Genomic DNA, 19,030 nt, shown 5'->3' with positions numbered 1-19,030 from the left:
CCAACACATTGCCCTCATTGCGGATGGATATTCAACAGACACCCTAACTCAATTCTGCCAAAGTAGTGCTAGGGAAGGTCAAATTCAATGAAGTGATCAACGCAGTGCGCTATCTTGTCCATTCAGGCTACGGATTGTGCATGCTGCCGATCCATTTTGGGCGCTGGCACACGGTCTATGGCTGGCTCCGCGTACTGGTGCGACGCTGAAAGAGAAGAGAACTTTAGGCTGGATGGCCAGCTAACCGCGGTTCGTGGCCGATCACGAGTATCGCCTCGACACGTCCCAGGCCATGATCTTCGTCGCTAGGGAAGCCGTTTGATGGTTGCCTCGTTGATTGTCCCGTTCATCTGGAGGGTTCGAAAAACCCCCTGGTATTGAGGTCTGCTCTGTGATTCCATTTCCCCTTAGTTGATTGGGGATGATGAAAGATGAAGCAGCCGGGTTTCTTTGATGTTGAAGAACGGCTTGCCCGCTTGAGCGGGCTTGGTGATCAGCTCGAAGCATTTTCCCGGACTGTGGATTTTGAAGTCTTCCGCCCTGACCTGGAGAAGGCTCTGGCGTATTCTGACGGAAGCAAAGGCGGACGACCGCCATTTGATCCGGTGCTGATGTTCAAAATTCTGGTGATCCAGACGCTCAACAATTTGTCTGATGAGCGGACGGAATATCTGATCAACGATCGCCTCTCCTTTATGCGTTTCCTTGGTCTGGGACTTTCGGATCGGGTGCCGGATGCCAAAACGGTCTGGCTGTTCCGCGAGCGTCTGACCCAGGCGGGTGCGATCGAAGGGCTGTTCAACCGCTTTGATGCGACCCTGCGCAACGCCGGGTATTTACCGATGTCAGGCCAGATCCTGGATGCCACACTGGTAGCTGCTCCAAAGCAGCGGAACACCAACGCAGAGAAAGCCGATCTTCGGGAAGGACGTATTCCTGAAGACTGGCAGGACAAACCCGCAAAGCTGTCGCACAAGGATCGTCATGCGCGCTGGACACTGAAGTTCACGAAGGCGAAGCGGCAGGATGATGGAACCATGCCCTCCAGCGATCTCGCCATCCCGTTCTTTGGCTATAAATCGCATGTTTCCATCGATCGGAAATACCGGTTCATCCGGAAATGGAAAACAACGCATGCCGCCGCCAGTGATGGCACGCGATTGAGAGAGGGGCTGCTGGATAAAACCAATACGGCCTCAACGGTCTGGGCTGACACGGCCTATCGCTCAAAAGCGAATGAGGACTTCATGGAGGAGCAGGGCTTTGTCTCGAAGGTTCACAGGAAAAAGCCGCATCTCAAGCCTATGCCCAGGCATATCCAGAAATCCAACGCCGGAAAGTCCGTTATCCGGTCGCGTGTCGAGCATGTCTTTGCTGATCAGAAATCACAGACCGGGCTGTTCGTCCGAACCGTCGGCATAACGCGGGCCACCATGAGGATCGGGTTGGCCAATATCGTCTATAATATGCGCCGCTTCCTCTTCCTGGAGCGGATCAGCGCGAATGCATAGCAATCCAGCGGGGGGCAGCACTCAATCTGCTCAAAACGCAGATCGAAAACGAACCCAAAAGTAGTCAATCAAATCGCCAAAAACCTGAAATCACCAGCCAAGCGTATCAATCAAGGGTTCTTCGATCCCTCCATCTGGCCGGACATCGGGAGATAACCGGCGTTCCGCAGGGTCGCGTCAAATCGGTCAAACAGCCTTTCAATGGCACCCGCCTGTGTCAAACGCTCACGAAACAGCCAGACCGTTTTGGCATCCGGCACGCGGTCCGACAGCCCCAATCCCAGAAAGCGCATGAACGACAGGCGGTCGTTGATCAGATACTCTGTCCGTTCATCAGACAAATTGTTCAACGTCTGGATGACCAGAATTTTGAACATCAGCACCGGATCAAACGGCGGACGTCCGCCTTTACTTCCGTCTGAATAGGCCAGAGCCAGCTCCAGATCAGGACGGAACACCTCAAAATCCACAGTCCGGGAAAAGGCCTCCAGCTGATCGCCAAGCCCGCTCAGCCGAGCAAGCCGCTCTTCAACATCAAAGAAACCAGGCTGCTTCATCTTCCACCATCCCCAATCAACGCCGAAGAAATGGAATCACACAGAACAGCTCAGAGCCAAGGGTTTTTCGAACCCTCCACCTGGAACCTGCATATTTTCGCTAGAAAATTCACAAAAAATGTATATTTTAGAGGTAAAAAATAACAATCAAGGAAAATAAAAATGAGCGACACATATAAATATAAATATTCAATTATGACATGCTGTCGGTGGGAATATAATAATATATCAGAATGGATATCTTTCTATAAAGAAATAGGATTTGATCACATCTATATATACTGCAACGATGATGATCCAAGGGATTTGTATACAAATTGTCTTCCATTTATTTCGGAAGAAAATAGTTTTGTGACATTTGTTTATTATGCAGAGGTCGGAAATCAAATTGGAATGATATTAGATTTCCTGAAGAATTTTAAAAATCAAACAGAATGGGTTTCTTTTATAGATATAGATGAATTTCTTTTGCTAAAAAATACTCATAATATAAAAGATTTCATGGTAAAATTTGAAGGAAACGATGTTGTTTATTTTAATTGGTCAATGTTCGGAACAAATTATTTTGAAAAGAGACCTGAAGGAAGTGTAATTTTAAATTATTATTATAGAGAAGAAAAACTTCATCCATTAACTAAAATAATATCAAAAACTAAAATATATTCAGACCAATGGATAGAGACGAACCCTAGAGATTCTATTCATCACGGGATAAGTAAATACCTTATTAATTTCAATTGTGTTAACGTTTTGGGAGAGAGTATGAATTATCTTATTGATAATCCTCTTGAAATTCACGATAAATATTTATCAGATAAAGCTGATGCTATTCGAGAAGTTGCCGTATTGAACCATTATTTTATGAAATCAACCGAGGACTTTATTCGTAGATCGCAACGAAGTGTAGGTAAGACTTTTTCTGGGCAAAAGGTTTGGAAAGATATTTTTGATAATGGCGGGTATAGAGAGATAATTGAATTATCGAATGTAAAAGATACGTCTCTACGAGATTTCTGGAGAGAAAAAACAAATAACGCTTTTAATCTCACTGTGGGAAATAAAGATATTATTATTTCTCGAGGTAAAAAGTGTACGCAGAGCTCTATATCAGAATGGTCTAAAGGGGCTTCGTTAGAAGAAGATGCTGGACTTTTGGTGGGAGCGGTAGAGGAAGAATTTTATGGTAATCATACTTCCTTTGAAACAAATCCTTGGTGGGCAATAGATCTTGGATCTATAAAAGAAATAAAAAAGATTAAGATATATAATAGAAATGATTCTGCTTCAGAAAGAACAAGAAATATATCTATTTATTTCTCAAATTTTGGAGATAATTGGCGGAATAAAATTTCTTTCAATGATATAAAATGGGATGATAATAATCAGTTTTCTATAAATTTAATTAATGCTGAGATGGATGCAAGATTTATAAAAATAGAAGTAAATGGGGAAAATTTCTTGCATTTTAGAAAAATAGAAATTTACCAATAATATAAATCAAGAGGAATTTAAAAAAAATAATTTATTATAGAACTATTCTATTATAAAAATTTTGAAAGATAATAATCGAATATTTTTGCTTAGGACACATAATCGGACCATGACGGGTGCAGCGAGACAGATGGCTGAGACGAAGATGGTCGGGCCTCTGTCTAGTTTGTGGCGACCCGCCGCCAGTCCCTGAGCCTTCCGAACATAATCTCGATGCGCTTGCGGCGTTTATATTCCCGCCTGTCATAGCTGACCGGTTCTGCGCAGGATTTCCGTCCGGGAATGCTGGGTCTGATTCCTTTTTCCTCCAGGGCGTCCCTGAACCAGTCAGCGCCATAACCCCGGTCTTTCAGCATCCATTGTGCTGCAGGAAGACTGTTCCAGCAGGGCAGTGGCACCGGTATCATCACTGATCGGTCCCGCTGTCATAAAGACGCTCAACGTTCGTCCGTTCTGACGTGCCCCCTTTTTTGTATCCACTCAAAAGGAGAGTTCCCGTTTTTTATGGCTTTGGGTTGATGGGATGACAAGTGTCTCGGGGGCATGCCCCCGAAACACTTGTCTGGCGACCTGATCCGGTGTCCTGCCACCCAGCTGGGAATGGGGGCGCACCGTATTGTAGTCTTCCCGCCAGTCAGCCAGAACCTGTCGGGCATGGCTGAGAGACGTGAACAGCGTCTCGTTGAGGCATTCATCCCTCAACCGGCCGTTGAAACTTTCGACAAAGCCGTTCTGTTGCGGTTTCCCGGGGGCGATATAGTGCCATTCAACCTTCATCTCATCGGCCCATTTCAGGATGGCATGGGATGTGAACTCCGTACCGTTGTCGCTGACAATCATGAGGGGTTTGCCATATCGTTCCACCAGGGCCGTCAGTTCCCGCGCCACACGTCCACCTGACAATGACGTGTCGGCAACCAATGCCAGGTTCTTGCGACTGAAATCGTCGATAACAGCCAGAATGCGGAACCGGCGGCCACAAGTCAGGGCATCCGAGACAAAATCCAGGCTCCAGCGCTGCCCGGGTTCCTGAGGGATGGTCATGGGAGAACGCGTCCCCAGTGCCCTCTTGCGGCCACCCCGATGGCGGACTTTCAGCCCTTCCTCCTGATAAAGGCGGAACAGCTTCTTGTGATTGGGGCTGAATCCTTCCCGCGCCAGAAGATAACCCAGGCGGCGATAGCCAAAGCGGCGTCGTTGGTCCGCCAGTTCCCGTAGGCGCTGGCGCAGGGCAGCATCGTCCGCTCCGGTAGAAACATACCGCGCGACACGCCTGGCAACACCAACAAGCGCACAGGCTCGGCGTTCACTCAGGGCCAGAGCTTCCTGAATGTGTCGGACCGCCTGCCGTTTCGCGACAGGCGTTACCACTTTTTTCCAACGATCTCCTTCAGCGCCGCATTATCCAGCATGGCATCCGCCAGAAGACGTTTCAGGCGGCTGTTTTCATCTTCCAGCGCCTTCAGCCGTTTGGCCTCGGATACCTCAAGGCCACCATAACGGGTCTTCCATTTGTAGAAGGTCGCGTCACTGATCCCATGCTTACGGCAAAGATCAGAGACCTTCAGTCCGGATTCCTGTTCCTTCAGGATCCCTATGATCTGCTCTTCCGTAAAACGACTGCGCTTCATCCGTCCGTATCCTTCTCGATCGGACTCTACTTTTAAATGGTTACATTTCCGGGGGGCACGTCAGTTCTGATCGGCAACGGCAGGCAGCTTCGTGTTCACAAAAATGATACCGCTCAGCACGCAGCAGTCATCAACGCGGCCTCTGCCGTGGCTCTCTGGGAAAAGAGCTACAGGTGCCTCACAGAGCCTGCATCAGATCACCACAATCAAATCAATAAGGCCTGAGCCTAGGACTGTAAGGTGTTCTCTTAACACCACGATAATCTCTCACAAGGCCACATGCCTGTTAGGTCCGTGCGAACTGTCCTGTGAAGGAGGTAAATGGGGTTTTGTCTTGATGGAGGAACAAAGGCGCTTTTTTGTCTAGTGAGAAGGAAGCTTGTTCCTGATAAGTGCGATAGAGCCAAATGAGAGCGAACATGACTTCCTCATGCGGAATCAGTTCGCGTGATCTCGCCTTTCCATAAACTCTCAGGTGTATGTCATCCGCGTATGGCTTTCCCTTGTCATCGAACTTCAAGCCAATCACATCACCCCACTTCATGTTCTTAATTTCAGTGGGTCTCATTCCTGTCAGAGCGATAATCTGGGTGTAGCAATAGAACAGGATACGGTCGTATTTTACCGCCGGATGAATGTCTGGCTTGTTTGTCTGAACGAACGCGTAATTTTTGAGGGACTTACATTCCTCATATGAGAAGCCGGGACGGGCTGTGTAACCGACCTTAGCAGTTCGGATTGCAGGAATGGATTTGATGTACTGCGAATCGAAACAGAACTAAAGAGAGCCATTCAACGCAGCCCTCTCACAATTCAACGTCGCAGGGATAGGGCAGATACGCTTCTTTTCTGTGATGGGTGTGGTGATGGTTTTCCCATTCCGTTCGTAAGTGATGAACGAAATGTCTTTGCCAGGTTCTGTGATCCAATAATCAGAACGCCATGAGAGATAGGCATCCACGGACTTAGTGGAAATGAAGTTCGGATTCTGAGCACCAAAAAAGCCATCCGCATATCTCATGAGAATGGCTGTATTTTGTGCTGCTACATTTTTAGGCATCATGCCTTGTGCGGCACGCGCTTCCATATAGGCGATGTAAACTTGGGTGATTTTTGAGCTGGGCTTCGCACAGACGTTCAATCCGCTTTCAGCTTTCAGAAGAGATTCATAATAGAATCGCCGTGCAAGCTTTTTAGCTTCATGGCGATCTCTCGTTCCTAAAGATTTTTGGATTTGTCCCTGTCCGGGAATGGAGAAGCGGACTGACCAGTTAGCAGAGCCAGACTGTTTGAACACATTATATGGTGCGGAAACTACGCTAGAACTATGCTTATCCATGCGTAAAACCCTTGTTTTCGACCCCTATGTTAGCACTAAGCTAGAGGTGGTCCCCATTTTTCGGACAGGACGATAAGCTATCATCTGGCCTGAACGAGGACGGGTTTTATGGGCAAGGTTACGCGGAAGAGGTATGCGGCAGAGTTCAAGTCACGGGTTGCGCTGGAGGCGATCCGTGGGGAACTGACGCTGGCGGAACTGGCTTCGAAACATGGAGTGCATCAGACGATGATCGCACAGTGGAAACGGCAGGCGATCGAGGGGATGGCGGCGACCTTTTCCGGGAAGACGGTGGCTGAGCCGCCGGTCAGCCCTGCTGATGTGGAGAAACTGCACGCGAAGATCGGCCAGTTGCTGGTGGAACGGGATTTTTTGCGGGATGCCTCTGCTCGGTTGGGCGTGATCAGAGGCGGCAGATGATTGACCCGAAGAGAGCATGCCTGCCGATAATCCGGCAATGCACGCTACTGCAACTCAACCGGTCGGGCGTCTACTATCGGCCTGTGCCACAGAGCGAAGCCAATCTGGAGTTGATGCGGCTGATCGACGCCCAGTTCCTGGAAACGCCGTATTATGGCTCACGGCAGATGACATGGCATCTGCGCCGCCAGGGACATGAAGTGGGCCGCAAGCGGGTCCGGCGGATCATGGCGATCATGGGCCTGCGGGCGATCTACCAGAAGCCGCGCACGACCGTGCCCCATCCGGAGCATCGGAAATATCCATATCTGCTACGGGATCTGGTCATCAATCGGCCTGACCAGGTCTGGTGTTCCGATATCACATATATTCCCATGAAACGGGGATTTCTCTATCTCGTGGCGATCATGGACTGGTTCACGCGCAAGGTCCTGTCCTGGCGTCTGTCGAACACGATGGACGTGGAGTTCTGTATCGAGGCGCTACAGGATGCCCTCATGCGCTATGGCGCCCCGGACATTTTCAATACTGACCAGGGGTCGCAATTTACGACACCCCGTTTCAGCGGGATACTGGAAGAGCGTCAGATCCGCATCAGCATGGATGGGCGCGGTCGCTGGCTGGACAACGTGTTCATCGAGCGCCTGTGGCGGTCGCTGAAATACGAATGCGTCTACCTGTACGCGTTCGAGACCGGATCAGAGCTGAGGGCCGGGCTTGGCAGATGGATCGCCCATTATAACGAAAGGCGTCCGCATACGGCGCTGGCTGGACGAACGCCCGATGAGGCGTATCATAACGTGCCGACGCCATCTGGTCCGGGGTTAACCCCGGACCAGATGGCCAACAGCAACGCCGTCAGAAGGGCGGCATAACGACAACCGGGTATAGCTTATCAAGCCCGCAAAACTGTCCGAACGGACGGGACCACCTCTGCTAGGGAAGTCTGAGACTGATGGAAATTTTAAATCTCTGAAAAACAAGGAAAAATGGTGCTGCTGGACAGGATTGAACTGTCGACCTCTCCCTTACCAAGGGAGTGCTCTACCACTGAGCTACAGCAGCATACCGTTGCCTTGGCGCGCTTCGTAACGGGTCAGCGCGCCAAGCGCAAGCCTTAATCGTCCCGATGGACCTTTTCCATCCGCTCGTGCCGTTCCTGCGCGTCGATGGAAAGGGTCGCGATCGGGCGGGCTTCGAGCCGCTTCAGGCCGATCGGCTCTCCCGTTTCTTCGCAGAATCCATAGCTTCCATCGTCAATGCGTTCGAGCGCCATGTTGATCTTGGCGATCAGCTTGCGGGCCCGGTCACGGGTCCGAAGCTCGAAAGCACGATCCGTCTCGACACTGGCGCGGTCGGTGATGTCGGATTCATGAATTCCACCTTCCGAGAGACTCGCAAGGGTTCCATCCGCTTCCTTCAGGAGATCAAGACGCCAGCGCAGAAGTTTCTGCCTGAAGTACTCGACCTGAAGCGGGTTCATGAACTCTTCGTTGTCGGAGGGCCTATAATCCGGCGGCAGCGTAATCATGCGCATCCAATCCCTTGGCTGGTCTGCCAACGTCCGCTTCCAACAGCCGCAGGCGATAACGCGCGGCTTATAGCCACCCCAGCCGCATCCGCCAACCCCGAACATACTTTGCGTGTCTGTCGGAAAGCGCGGAAATCTGCGTCTCTGTTAGGGGTTTCTTTACCCTGTACGCCCATCCTCAACACCTGAGCCCCCCAGACCTGTCTTGCAGGCATCAGGATACCCCTCGTCGCCCATGCGCTTTTTCATGCGATCTTCATTTTCCTTCCAGACCCTGCTGCGGCGTGTAACGGCGCTTGCCTGTGTCGGACTGCTGCTTCTGCCAGGCTTTACCCTGGCTGCCAGCGTTCGCATCAAGGACATTACGGACATGGAAGGCGTCCGGAGCAACCAGTTGATCGGATACGGTCTGGTGGTCGGTCTGAATGGCACCGGAGACCGGTTGACCAATACGATTTTCACCCGTGAAACGCTGATTTCCATGTTGAACCGGCTGGGCGTGAACATTCGCGATCAGGAAACCCAGCTTCAGACGCATGATGTCGCCGCCGTTATGGTGACGGCCGATCTTCCGGCCTTCGCCCATGGTGGCAACCGTATCGATGTTACGGTTTCAGCAGCGGGCGATGCTTCCTCCCTGACGGGAGGCACTCTTCTGGTCACACCGCTGATGGCGGCTGATGGTGAGGTCTATGCCGTTGCACAGGGGTCTCTGGCTACGAACGCGTTTTCTGCGCGTGGAGCAGCAGCGTCCATTACCCGAAACGTCCCGACCAGCGGTCATATTGCTAATGGCGGAATTGTTGAGCGCGAAGTGCCGTTCGATCTCAGCCATCGTGCCAATCTGCATCTGAGCCTGAGAAATCCGGACTTTACGACCGCGAGTCGCATTGCAGCCATTATCAACCGGACTTTCGGACCGATTGCCATTGTTCAGGATCCACGCACGGTCCTGCTGGATCTGAGCAATCATGATCCTGTTTCCACACTCTCCAGAATTGGCGACCTTCTCGTGACGCCCGATAACCCTGCTAAAGTGGTGGTGGATGAAGCCAGTGGCACGATCATCATGGGGGCAGATGTCCGGATCAGTACGGTCGCCGTGGCGCAGGGTAACCTGACGGTTCAGGTGACGGAAACGCCCGAAGTCTCCCAGCCTGGTCCGTTTTCCGGCGGCCAGACCGCTGTGGTGCCACGGACGAACGTCAAGGTTGATACAGGCAAGACCCACCACTTAGCTGTGGTACCCGGCGGAACAACGCTCAGGGAGCTTGTTTCAGGCCTGAACGCCCTGGGAGTGGGGCCACGGGACATGATCAGCATTCTGCAGGCCATCAAGGCTGATGGCGCCCTGCAGGCAGAACTGGAGATGCGTTGATGACAATATCCTCGACGACCGCCGCGGCATCGCAGGGATTGCCGTTGCATGGGCAGAAGGCAGATCCTGCCAAAACGCTGAAGTCGGCTCAGAGCTTCGAATCGATGGCCATTAACCAGATGCTTCAGCCCATGTTCGCCACCGAGGATAACAGCGACAGCATGTTCAGCGGTGGTGCAGGCGAAAAGCAGTTCCGGCCCATGCTCGTGGAACAGATCGCCAAGCAGATGGAAAATAATGGCGGAATAGGCCTGACGGATGCGATTGACCGTCAGATGCTGGCTATGCAGGAGCAGAAATGAGCGCGTCCATTATTCCCGCGATGCAGCGACTGATCGCCATCCTTGAGGCGGAAAATTCGGCTCTGGAAGAGGCACGGATTCCTGATGCGCTGGCGCTTCTGGGTGACAAGCAGGACGCGGCCAGAACACTTGAGCATGAAGTTGCGGCTGCCAATGATCGCAGGGAAGAACTCTGCCCGTGCTGCCCGGATGATGAGAATGCTGCCGGGGAAGATTCTCCGGCTTTTCCTTATCGTAATCTGCTGGAGCAGATGACAGAACTGGGCAATCGCAATGGCGAACTTCTCCAGAGGGCCATTACGGCCCAGAAGCGCGTGATTGAACTGCTGACCTCAACACCGGCGACTGCTCTGCCGCAGAACTATGGCAATCAGGGCAGTTATGCGCCTGTTACGGATCGGCAGGCCCTGTTCACCAGCAAGGCCTGAATAACAGGGTCAGTCTTCGGCGAGAACCTGGCGACTGACCTTGACCTTCCCGACGCGTCGCCGGTCCATTTCCAATACCTCGAACAGCCAACCCCCGAAGGCCACCTTGTCTCCACGCGCCGGAACACGTCGTAAAAGCGCGAGGATCACACCGCCAAGGGTATGATAGCCGCCAGCGCCGGGAAGCTCTGGTAGGTCGAGACGGGAGCGCAGTTCATCAGCCGGCATGAAGCCGTTGAATACGTATTCATCCGCACCTTCAGCCGCCTGAAGCTCCGAAGAGGATGACTCCGTCTTTTCCTCGCCGACAATGGCCTCGAAGACGTCTGATGGGGTCACGATGCCTTCAAAAGAACCGTATTCATCCAGGACAAAGGTGATACCCAGATTGACGCCACGCATGCGCTCGATCATGTCCTGGGCGCTGAGACTGTCAGGAATAACAGGCGGTTCGCGCAGCACGGCATCGACGGAAACCGGAAGCTTCAGGAGCAGCCGGTCCATGATGTCCTTGGCCAGGATGACACCGACCGGGTGATCCACATCCCCTTCACAAACGACTATCCGGGCATAGGACGACTGGCGGAGCTTGCGGACCAGTGTTTCCTGATCCGCATGCCGGTCAATCCAGAAGAGTTCGTTACGTGGCGTCATGATGGCGCGCACAGGGCGGTCTGCCAGACGCAGGAGGCGCTCGATCATGGCCTGTTCGTCGGTCTCCAGGACACCCGCACGGGCACCTTCAGCCAGAACGGCCTTCAGTTCCTCCTCAGTGACCGCTGCACGCGTCAGCGGGCCGACACGGAGCAGACGGAGCACCAGGGAAGAAGTACCGCTGAGCAGCCACACGATCGGTTGTGCGATGCGCGCTACACCGACAAGCAGCCAGGCCAGACGTGAGGCAATGGCTTCCGGTTGCTGTAATGCGATCTGCTTGGGAATGAGTTCGCCGAAAACCAGCATGGTGAAGGTGATTATCGCAACAACGAGGACGATCGAAACCTCACTGGCAATCGGACGTAGCGACGGGATGTTTGCGATCCATGCCGTGACCGTACTTTCCATCTGGCTGCCGCCAAACGTACCTTCAAGAATGGAGACCAGCGTCATGCCAACCTGAACGGTTGGCAGAAAGCTGTGCGGATCCTCTGCCAGCCGGATTGCAGTTGTGGCCCCTCGGGTGCCCTGCTTGGCCAGAACCTCCAGCCGTGGCCGCTTTGCCGAAATGAGAGCCATTTCTCCCATGGCAAACACGGCATTGAGGAAAATGAGCAGACAGATAACGAGAATAGGGGTCAGCATGATCCGGCCAGAATAATGAATGCCCAATCATAACAGGACGATTGGCGGATGCCATGCCCTTCATTCTGTCCGGTCAAATGGAGGGGGCTTTTCACAAAAAAACCGGCTCACCAGGAGCCGGTTCTTCATGTGCACACACAGACAGGAAAAGAATATCCTCAGTCTGCTGCGTCGGCGGCTTCCGAAACCGTGTTGGCTGCCGGACGTCCATTGACGCGGACGCGCGGACCGCGAGCAGGTTTAGCACCCGTGGAGATGCGCTCCATCTGCTGCTGGACCTGTTCCTCGTAGCCGTATTCGGCCGGGCGCTGGTTGGCGAGCGAGATTTCCGGAACCATCGGCTTTTCGGTCTCGGGGCCAAACAGGGCGACCTTGGCGATGTGCCAGGGACGCGCGACGGCATCCATAACGGCCGTGGACTCGTACCCGGAATGCACCATGCAGTCGGCGCATTTCTCGTAAGCACCGGTGCCGTACTGCTCCCAGGCGGTATCGTCCATCAGTTCCCGGAACGTCTTGGCATAGCCTTCACCGAGCAGATAGCACGGACGCTGCCAGCCAAAGACCGTACGAAGCGGCTTGCCCCATGGCGTGCAGTGGTAGTTCTCGTTGCCGGCCAGGAAGTTCAGGAACAGCGGAGACTGCGTGAAGCGCCACTTCTTGCCCTTGCCGAGGCGGAAGATGTCGCGGAACAGCTGCTTCGTTTTCTGGCGGTTCAGGAAGTGGGCCTGATCCGGTGCACGCTCATAGGCATAGCCCGGAGCGGTCATGATGCCGTCGACGCCCATGGCCATGACTTCGTCGAAGAAAGCTGCGACGCGCTCGGGAACCGCACCGTCGAACAGGGTGCAGTTGATGGAGACACGGAAACCGCGGGACTTCGCCAAACGGATCGCCGCGGTCGCACGTTCGAAAACGCCTTCCTGACAGACCGACGAGTCATGCATCAGCTGATCGCCATCCAGATGCACGTCCCAGGAGAAGAACGGGGAGGGCTCGTAATCGTCGAGCTTCTTCTCGAGAAGAAGGCCGTTCGTGCACAGGTAAACGTATTTTTTCCGCCCGATCAAACCTTTGACGATCTGGGGCATTTCCTTGTGCAGGAGGGGCTCGCCACCGGCGATTGCGATGACAGGGGCACCGGCTTCCGTGTCGGCATCCAGGCATTCCTGAAGGCTGAGCCGCTGGTTCAGGATCTGCGCAGGATAGTCGATCTTGCCGCAACCGGCACATGCCAGGTTGCAGCGGAACAGCGGTTCGAGCATCAGGACCAGCGGATATCGCTTGCGGCCCGTGAGGTGCTGCTTGACAACGTACCGTCCGACTCGGACAGCCTGCATCAAAGGAACGGCCATTATAATCCTCTGGTTCTAGCCTCCGGAAGATGCACCCATAGGGCGCCCGGGGCCTTGCACATCGTGGATGGCCCGTGGCTGTCTTCCCTGTCCCGGCTTGTGGAAGTCGGGAAACATGAAGGACCATCGAGCGTGAGATTGACTGCCTATAGACCCATTGTCGTGTTCGCCTCAATGTCAGGCTGCATAATTCGCATCAGGCCTGTGGCTAATCGAGCACAGATGGATCTACGGAAGCCAGAACTTGATCTCCGGAACTTGATACAGTGTGTCATGAACCTGATCTCTATGCACAGAACTGTCTACAGGACGAAAGCACGATCATGATTTGCCGTTTTCCCCCGAAAGTGACTCTGTCCCTTCTCTCCGCCTGCCTCCTGACCGGAGCCGTCGCCATGCCGGCACTTTCGCCGGCCGCACTGGCCCAGACGGCCGAAGCAGCGCCCGCTGACGCGACATCGGCCGTGGCACCGATCTCTGCGCTGTATGATGCCCTGAAAACGGCCCAGAAGTCCGGGAAGACGGCCCAGCAGCGCGCAACGATGATCGCGCCGGCCGTGGATCGCGCCTTTGATCTGGAAGCGATTCTCCGTCGCTCGGTCGGCGTGCGCTACAACAGCCTGAGTCCTTCCGACCGGACCCGTCTTCTGGGATCTTTCCGCCAGTTCACGATCGCCCGCTACGCCTCTTCGTTCAAACCCGAAGCCCAGGCTGCCTTCACGGTCAACCCGCAGACGCGCCCCAACCCGACCGGCGGCCTGATTGTCGATACGACGATCGGTGGCACGGATGGCGGTGATGTCACGCCGATCGACTACATCATGACGAATGGCCCCTCGGGCTGGCGCATTACGGACGTTCTGCTCAATGCGCATATCAGCCAGGTTGCTGCCCAGCGGGCCGATTTTGGTGGTGCCCTCAGTTCGGGCGGCGCCAGTGGTCTGGCCGATCATCTGGACAGCAAGACCGCGCATTTCCTGCATGACTGATCACGCTGCGACGGTAGCACCCTTTCCCAAAAGCGTTCGGGAAGGATAGAAGACCGTCGTGTCCTTACCTCTTACGATCGCGGCCGGCTTCTGCGCCCTTGTTTCTGCCGCCGGCAATCTGCAGGCGCTGGCCGGTGCGACACTGCTCGCCCGGTTCCGCCGCACGGAGCGCAGTGCCGATGAGGCCCTGCGTCTGTCGGATCGGGCGTGGCCTGCGGTTACCGTTCTCAAGCCGCTCCATGAAAACGAGCCGCTGCTGGAAAATGCGCTGGAAAGCGTGTTCACCCAGGACTACCCGGATTTCCAGATCGTCTTCGGTGTCCAGAATGCCGAAGATACGGCCCTGCCGGTCATTGAACGTCTCCGGAAACGTTATCCGCGGGTCCCGGGCAGTGTCGTGGTCAATCCGCAGGAGCATGGCCCGAACCGGAAGGTCGGAAATCTGATAAACATGTACGGGGAAGCCTGTCATGACATTATTGTGATCTCCGACTCGGATATTCATGCCAGTCCGAATTACCTGCGCCATGTCGTGACGAGTCTGGAGGAGGCGGGGACAGGTCTGGTCACGACCCTGTATGCCGGCCGGCCGGCTGCCGGCACGCTCGTGCAGCAGATCGGCGCATGTCAGATCAACCACAATTTCCTCCCCGGCGTCATGATGTCCCGTTTTCTGGGACGGCAGGACTGTCTGGGAGCCACGATGGCCCTGCGTCGTCAGACCCTTGAAGACATCGGTGGCCTTGAGGCGCTGGTTGACCATGTGGCTGATGATGCCGAACTGGGTCAGCTGATCCGGGCGCGCGGGGAGAATATTTCCATCGCGCCGACCCTGACCCATACGACCGTGGGCGAACATTCGCTCAGCGATCTTCTGGCCCATGAATTGCGCTGGGGGCGGACGGTCAAGAATGTTGCGCCCGTTGGCTACGGTCTGTCCGCGATCCAGCTTCCCCTGTTCTGGGCGGTTACGGCGGTGCTGTTCCGTCCGAATGCCTGGTGGACCTGGTTCATGCTGCTCCTGACATGGCTGGTCCGTGCCCTTGGAAGCCGCATCATGGATCGTGCAACGGAGTGTCCGCTGCCAGCCGCAATCCCGCTTTTGATCGCCCGTGACTGGCTGTCTGCTGCCATTATGGTGGGCAGTGCGCGCGGATCACGCGTTGCATGGCGGGGCAGAACGGTCCATATCGCCCGAAGAAAACGAAATTCCGCGTCCTGCGCCACCTCGCTCCAGGCCGGCGCCACCCACAGGAGTGTCCGATCATGATGAGAACCCTTTTTCTCCAGCCTCCTTCCTTTGACGGCTTTGATGGTGGCGCTGGCTCCCGCTACCAGGCAAAGCGCGAGATCAAGTCTTTCTGGTACCCGACCTGGCTGGCCCAGCCGGCCGCACTGGTTCCCGGATCGCGCCTGATCGATGCTCCGCCGGCGAAGATGGGCATGGACCCCATTCTTGAAGACGTGAAGAACCGTGACCTCGTGGTCATGCACACCTCCACGCCGTCTTTCGCCTCCGACGTGCGCGTCGCCCAGATGCTCAAGGATGCGAACCCCAAGCTGATGATCGGCATGGTGGGTGCGAAGGTTGCCGTCCAGCCGATGGAGAGCATGGAGAAGGGTGGCCCGATCGACTTCGTGGCCCGCAACGAGTTCGATTTCACGATCAAGGAAATCGCCGAAGGCAAGCCGCTCGCCGAAGTGGACGGCATCACCTGGCGGAACGAGAAGGGTGAGATCATCGCGAACAAGGATCGCGCGATGATCGAGGACATGGACAGCCTGCCGTTCGTGACCGAGGTCTACAAGCGCGACCTGAACATCAATGACTACTTCATCGGCTACCTGAAGCACCCGTATATCTCGATCTATACGGGCCGTGGCTGCAAGTCGCGCTGCACGTTCTGCCTGTGGCCGCAGACGGTTGGCGGCCATCGCTACCGGACCCGCAGCCCCGAGCATGTGGCCGCCGAAGTGCGTCTGGCCAAGCAGTACTTCCCTGAAGTGCAGGAATTCATGTTCGATGATGACACCTTCACGGACGACCTGCCGCGCGCAGAAGCCATTGCTCGTGAGATGGGCAAGCTCGGTGTCACCTGGTCCTGCAATGCCAAGGCGAATGTGCCCTACGAAACCCTGAAGGTTCTCAAGGAAAACGGTCTGCGCCTGCTGCTGGTCGGCTATGAGAGCGGCAACCAGCAGATCCTGCACAACATCAAGAAAGGCATGCGCGTCGAGACCGCCAAGGAATTCACGCGCAACTGCCACAAGCTGGGCATCAAGATCCACGGAACCTTCATCGTCGGCCTGCCGGGCGAGACGAAGGAGACCATCCAGGAGACGATCGAGTTCGCCAAGGAAATCAACCCGCACACCCTGCAGGTCTCCCTGGCCGCGCCGTATCCGGGCACGTTCCTGCACAAGCAGGCGACAGAAAACGGCTGGCTGAACGAGGCGGAAGCCGAGCTGATCGATGAGAGCGGCGTGCAGATCGCGCCGCTGCACTACCCGCATCTGTCGCACACGGAAATCTTCGAGAGCGTCGAGGAATTCTACCGCAAGTTCTACTTCCGCGGCTCCAAGATCGCCTCGATCGTCAACGAGATGGTCCGCAGCCCGCAGATGATGAAGCGCCGTCTGCGTGAAGGTGTGGAGTTCTTCCAGTTCCTCAAGGACCGTCACGCCGCCTGAACGGCGCGCGCCTGACCGGACACTACCCAGGGGCCATGGCAGATGTCGTGGCCCCTTTTTCGTGAGACCTGCCATGACATCCAGCGCCCTTCGCCGCGCCATCGTATCCGCCGACGATTTCGGCATGAGCCTTGAAGTCAACGAGGCCATCGAACAGGCCCATCGCAACGGCATCCTGTCCACGACCAGCCTGATGGTCGCGGGCGATGCCGCCGAAGACGCCATCCGGCGGGCGAAGACCATGCCGGACCTGAAGGTGGGGCTGCATGTTGTGGCGATCGAGGGCAAATCCGTGCTCGATCTTCCCGCCATCACGGATGAGCAGGGCTGGTTTGGCCGCAACCAGCTGCGTCTGGGTGTCGAGTATTTCTTCTGCCCGCCCGCGCGCAAGGCTCTGCGTCGTGAGATCGAGGCCCAGTTCCGGGCCTTTGCTGCGACCGGGCTGACGCTCGATCATGCCAACGCCCACAAGCACATGCATCTGCATCCGACCGTGGGACGCTTCCTGATCGAGTCCGGTCTGGAGCATGGATTGCAGGCTGTCCGCTCGCCTTTCGAGCCGCCGGAGCCTGTTGAGGCCAATGACACGCTGGGAGACCGTGCCCTGCGTCACTGGATCAGCGTCCTGCGACACCAGATCCGCAAAGCGGGGCTGAAAACTAATGACTGGTGTTTCGGTCTGCGCTGGTCCGGCCATATGACGCCGGACCATATCCGCGGCCTTATCCCGCGTCTGCCGGAGGGCACGAGCGAAATCTATTTCCACCCCGCCACGGCCCAGAACGCCATGATGAAGCGCTTCATGCCGGGCTATGAGCAGGAAGGCGAGCTGGCCGCCCTTCTGGACCCGGCTGTGCGGGCCTCATTCGACCGGTATGGTGTCGCCCGCATTGGCTGGGCCGATCTGTAAGACCGGCCCTGACCGACGGGGCAGGGCGAGGCTCAGGCCGTCAGCGTGAATGCCTCGGTCGGGCGTGCGCCGTAACGGGTAATGATCTCGCCGGCAGCCTGGTTGCCCAGTTTCGCGCAGGTCACGAGGTCATGCTTCTTGCTCAGGCCCGCGAGGAAGCCCGCAGCGAATGCGTCACCTGCGCCCGTGGTGTCCACGACCTTTACTTCGCTCGTCGGCACGTCATGGCGCTCTCCGTCGCCAATGACGACCGCCCCCTTCTCGCCACGCGTGATGACAGCCAGCTTCGTCTCTGCGGAGACCTGCGTGACGGCTTCCTCGAAATCCGTGACTTCGTACAGGGCCAGAAGCTCGGCCTCGTTCGCGAACAGAATGTCCACATGACCGGCCACGAGTTCGTGGAAAGCCGCGCGGTGACGTTCCACGCAGAAGGTGTCGGACAGCGTCAGGGCGACCTGACGGTTGGCCTTGCGGGCCAGACGGGCAGCGTGCTCGAACGCTTCCTGGGCCTGCGGCTTGTCGTACAGATAGCCTTCGAGATAGGTGATCGCAGCATCAGCCACGACGGCTTCATGCACGTCCTCGGGCGTGAACTCCGTGCAGGCGCCGAGATAGGTGAACATCGTGCGCTGGCCTTCCGGCGTGACCAGAACGATGCAGCGCGCGGTCGGCGTGCCATCGGCGGCCGGCAGCGGCTCGGACGGGAAGGTGATGCCCTGTTTGCGGATGTCGCGCGTGAAATGGTCGCCGGCTTCGTCAGCCGTGACCTTGCCGAGATAGGCAACCTTCGCACCCATGCGGGCGGCTACAACGGCCGTGTTCGCGCCGGAACCGCCACCGGTCACGTTTTCGATGTCGACGCGGCTTTCGATGGCATGCGCCGTAGGAGCGTCAATCAGGGTCATGCTCCCGGCAGCAGCGCCAAGCCCGTCGATCAGATCCTGGCCCACAGGGGCGAGGACGTCGACGATGGCATTGCCGATACACAGAAGGTCATGCTGGGGTGCAGACATTGGAACTCCGGTCAGGTCGCTGAAAACTTCGGAAAAAAACATTTAACGGGCGGACTGCGCCATTAAATCAACACGATCATAGGTCCCCTGTAGGGCTACGCCAACTCCCGGTCGCTCTCGTGCCGTTTTCATACGTGATCTTTCGTCACATTTATGGAAATGCGCGTCTTGTCCCGCCGGGT

General features: G+C 55.7%; 16 protein-coding genes, 1 tRNA gene and 3 pseudogenes. 11 read left to right on the top strand and 9 right to left on the bottom strand.

Annotated features, from left to right (window positions below; all coding sequences use genetic code 11):
* Window positions 1-74 precede the first annotated feature (74 nt).
* Together ACJ2A4_RS06240 and ACJ2A4_RS06235 are read left to right on the top strand one after the other, a co-directional pair.
* Window positions 75-206: pseudogene (locus tag ACJ2A4_RS06240) on the top strand (transposase); the annotation flags it as partial.
* A gap of 225 nt (window positions 207-431) precedes the next feature.
* A complete protein-coding gene (locus ACJ2A4_RS06235; RefSeq protein WP_408874017.1) occupies window positions 432-1,511 on the top strand; it encodes an IS5 family transposase in 1,080 nt (359 codons plus the stop codon).
* Window positions 1,512-1,642: 131 nt separating this feature from the next.
* Here ACJ2A4_RS06235 and ACJ2A4_RS06230 read toward each other — a convergent pair.
* A pseudogene (locus tag ACJ2A4_RS06230) lies at window positions 1,643-2,068 on the bottom strand (transposase); the annotation flags it as partial.
* A gap of 162 nt (window positions 2,069-2,230) precedes the next feature.
* On the opposite strand from ACJ2A4_RS06230, the gene ACJ2A4_RS06225 reads away from it, so the two are divergent.
* Window positions 2,231-3,559, top strand: coding sequence for a discoidin domain-containing protein (locus ACJ2A4_RS06225; protein WP_408874047.1), 1,329 nt, complete (start codon window positions 2,231-2,233; stop codon window positions 3,557-3,559).
* A 42-nt stretch (window positions 3,560-3,601) separates the two neighbouring features.
* Here ACJ2A4_RS06225 and ACJ2A4_RS06220 read toward each other — a convergent pair.
* The 3 genes and pseudogenes from ACJ2A4_RS06220 to ACJ2A4_RS06210 all read right to left on the bottom strand — a co-directional run.
* Window positions 3,602-4,009, bottom strand: a pseudogene (locus tag ACJ2A4_RS06220) (transposase); the annotation flags it as partial.
* A gap of 30 nt (window positions 4,010-4,039) precedes the next feature.
* A protein-coding gene (locus tag ACJ2A4_RS06215) for an IS3 family transposase (protein WP_215769094.1) occupies window positions 4,040-5,190 on the bottom strand; the annotation gives its coding sequence in 2 pieces (ribosomal slippage) (window positions 4,040-4,932 and window positions 4,932-5,190; 1,152 coding nt in all).
* 778 nt (window positions 5,191-5,968) lie between these two features.
* The gene (locus ACJ2A4_RS06210) at window positions 5,969-6,529 is read right to left on the bottom strand and encodes a hypothetical protein (RefSeq protein ID WP_408874046.1); all 561 of its coding nucleotides are present in this window, start codon (window positions 6,527-6,529) and stop codon (window positions 5,969-5,971) included.
* 108 nt (window positions 6,530-6,637) lie between these two features.
* On the opposite strand from ACJ2A4_RS06210, the gene ACJ2A4_RS06205 reads away from it, so the two are divergent.
* Window positions 6,638-7,824, top strand: a protein-coding gene (locus tag ACJ2A4_RS06205; RefSeq protein ID WP_408874045.1) for an IS3 family transposase whose coding sequence is annotated in 2 segments (ribosomal slippage) — window positions 6,638-6,908 and window positions 6,908-7,824 — 1,188 coding nt in all. Because the reading frame shifts where the segments join, the coding sequence is not laid out codon by codon here.
* A gap of 115 nt (window positions 7,825-7,939) precedes the next feature.
* Here the strand turns inward: ACJ2A4_RS06205 and ACJ2A4_RS06200 are convergent.
* Both ACJ2A4_RS06200 and dksA read right to left on the bottom strand, forming a co-directional pair.
* Window positions 7,940-8,014: transfer RNA gene (locus ACJ2A4_RS06200), tRNA-Thr, on the bottom strand.
* Between the two features lie 52 nt (window positions 8,015-8,066).
* A complete protein-coding gene (gene dksA / locus ACJ2A4_RS06195; RefSeq protein WP_141350758.1) occupies window positions 8,067-8,480 on the bottom strand; it encodes an RNA polymerase-binding protein DksA in 414 nt (137 codons plus the stop codon).
* Between the two features lie 235 nt (window positions 8,481-8,715).
* Here dksA and ACJ2A4_RS06190 point away from each other — a divergent pair, with 235 nt between their 5' ends.
* The 3 genes from ACJ2A4_RS06190 to ACJ2A4_RS06180 are packed head-to-tail and all read left to right on the top strand — an operon-like array spanning window position 8,716 to window position 10,588.
* On the top strand, window positions 8,716-9,858 hold the full coding sequence (locus ACJ2A4_RS06190; RefSeq protein WP_408874044.1) for a flagellar basal body P-ring protein FlgI: 1,143 nt from the start codon (window positions 8,716-8,718) through the stop codon (window positions 9,856-9,858).
* Window positions 9,858-10,160: a rod-binding protein gene (locus ACJ2A4_RS06185; RefSeq protein ID WP_408874043.1), complete on the top strand. Its 303-nt coding sequence runs from the start codon at window positions 9,858-9,860 to the stop codon at window positions 10,158-10,160. Before ACJ2A4_RS06190 ends, ACJ2A4_RS06185 begins: the two co-directional genes overlap by 1 nt.
* Window positions 10,157-10,588: a flagellar protein FlgN gene (locus ACJ2A4_RS06180; protein WP_408874042.1), complete on the top strand. Its 432-nt coding sequence runs from the start codon at window positions 10,157-10,159 to the stop codon at window positions 10,586-10,588. Before ACJ2A4_RS06185 ends, ACJ2A4_RS06180 begins: the two co-directional genes overlap by 4 nt.
* A 9-nt stretch (window positions 10,589-10,597) precedes the next feature.
* On the opposite strand, the gene ACJ2A4_RS06175 is transcribed toward ACJ2A4_RS06180, so the two are convergent.
* Window positions 10,598-11,890, bottom strand: coding sequence for a hemolysin family protein (locus ACJ2A4_RS06175; protein WP_408874041.1), 1,293 nt, complete (start codon window positions 11,888-11,890; stop codon window positions 10,598-10,600).
* A 158-nt stretch (window positions 11,891-12,048) separates the two neighbouring features.
* On the bottom strand, window positions 12,049-13,245 hold the full coding sequence (gene hpnH, locus ACJ2A4_RS06170) for an adenosyl-hopene transferase HpnH (RefSeq protein WP_062507969.1): 1,197 nt from the start codon (window positions 13,243-13,245) through the stop codon (window positions 12,049-12,051).
* A gap of 323 nt (window positions 13,246-13,568) precedes the next feature.
* Here hpnH and ACJ2A4_RS06165 point away from each other — a divergent pair, with 323 nt between their 5' ends.
* The 4 genes from ACJ2A4_RS06165 to hpnK all read left to right on the top strand — a co-directional run bounded on the left by ACJ2A4_RS06165 (window position 13,569) and on the right by hpnK (window position 17,835).
* A complete protein-coding gene (locus ACJ2A4_RS06165; protein ID WP_408874040.1) occupies window positions 13,569-14,234 on the top strand; it encodes an ABC transporter substrate-binding protein in 666 nt (221 codons plus the stop codon).
* Between the two features lie 58 nt (window positions 14,235-14,292).
* On the top strand, window positions 14,293-15,504 hold the full coding sequence (hpnI, locus tag ACJ2A4_RS06160; RefSeq protein ID WP_408874039.1) for a bacteriohopanetetrol glucosamine biosynthesis glycosyltransferase HpnI: 1,212 nt from the start codon (window positions 14,293-14,295) through the stop codon (window positions 15,502-15,504).
* A complete protein-coding gene (gene hpnJ, locus ACJ2A4_RS06155) occupies window positions 15,501-16,925 on the top strand; it encodes a hopanoid biosynthesis associated radical SAM protein HpnJ (protein ID WP_011252191.1) in 1,425 nt (474 codons plus the stop codon). The genes hpnI and hpnJ overlap by 4 nt, the downstream gene beginning before the upstream one ends.
* A gap of 73 nt (window positions 16,926-16,998) precedes the next feature.
* Window positions 16,999-17,835 (top strand): hopanoid biosynthesis-associated protein HpnK, encoded by an 837-nt coding sequence (hpnK, locus tag ACJ2A4_RS06150; RefSeq protein WP_408874038.1) that lies wholly within the window; start codon window positions 16,999-17,001, stop codon window positions 17,833-17,835.
* A gap of 32 nt (window positions 17,836-17,867) precedes the next feature.
* Here the strand turns inward: hpnK and ACJ2A4_RS06145 are convergent, their stop codons facing one another.
* Window positions 17,868-18,848: an adenosine kinase gene (locus ACJ2A4_RS06145; RefSeq protein ID WP_408874037.1), complete on the bottom strand. Its 981-nt coding sequence runs from the start codon at window positions 18,846-18,848 to the stop codon at window positions 17,868-17,870.
* Between the last annotated feature and the right edge of the window lie 182 nt (window positions 18,849-19,030).

The sequence above is a fragment of the Gluconobacter roseus genome, assembly GCF_046058915.1.
GTDB classification, from domain to species: Bacteria; Pseudomonadota; Alphaproteobacteria; order Acetobacterales; family Acetobacteraceae; genus Gluconobacter; species Gluconobacter roseus_A.
This window is presented reverse-complemented; position numbering and strand designations above follow the sequence as displayed.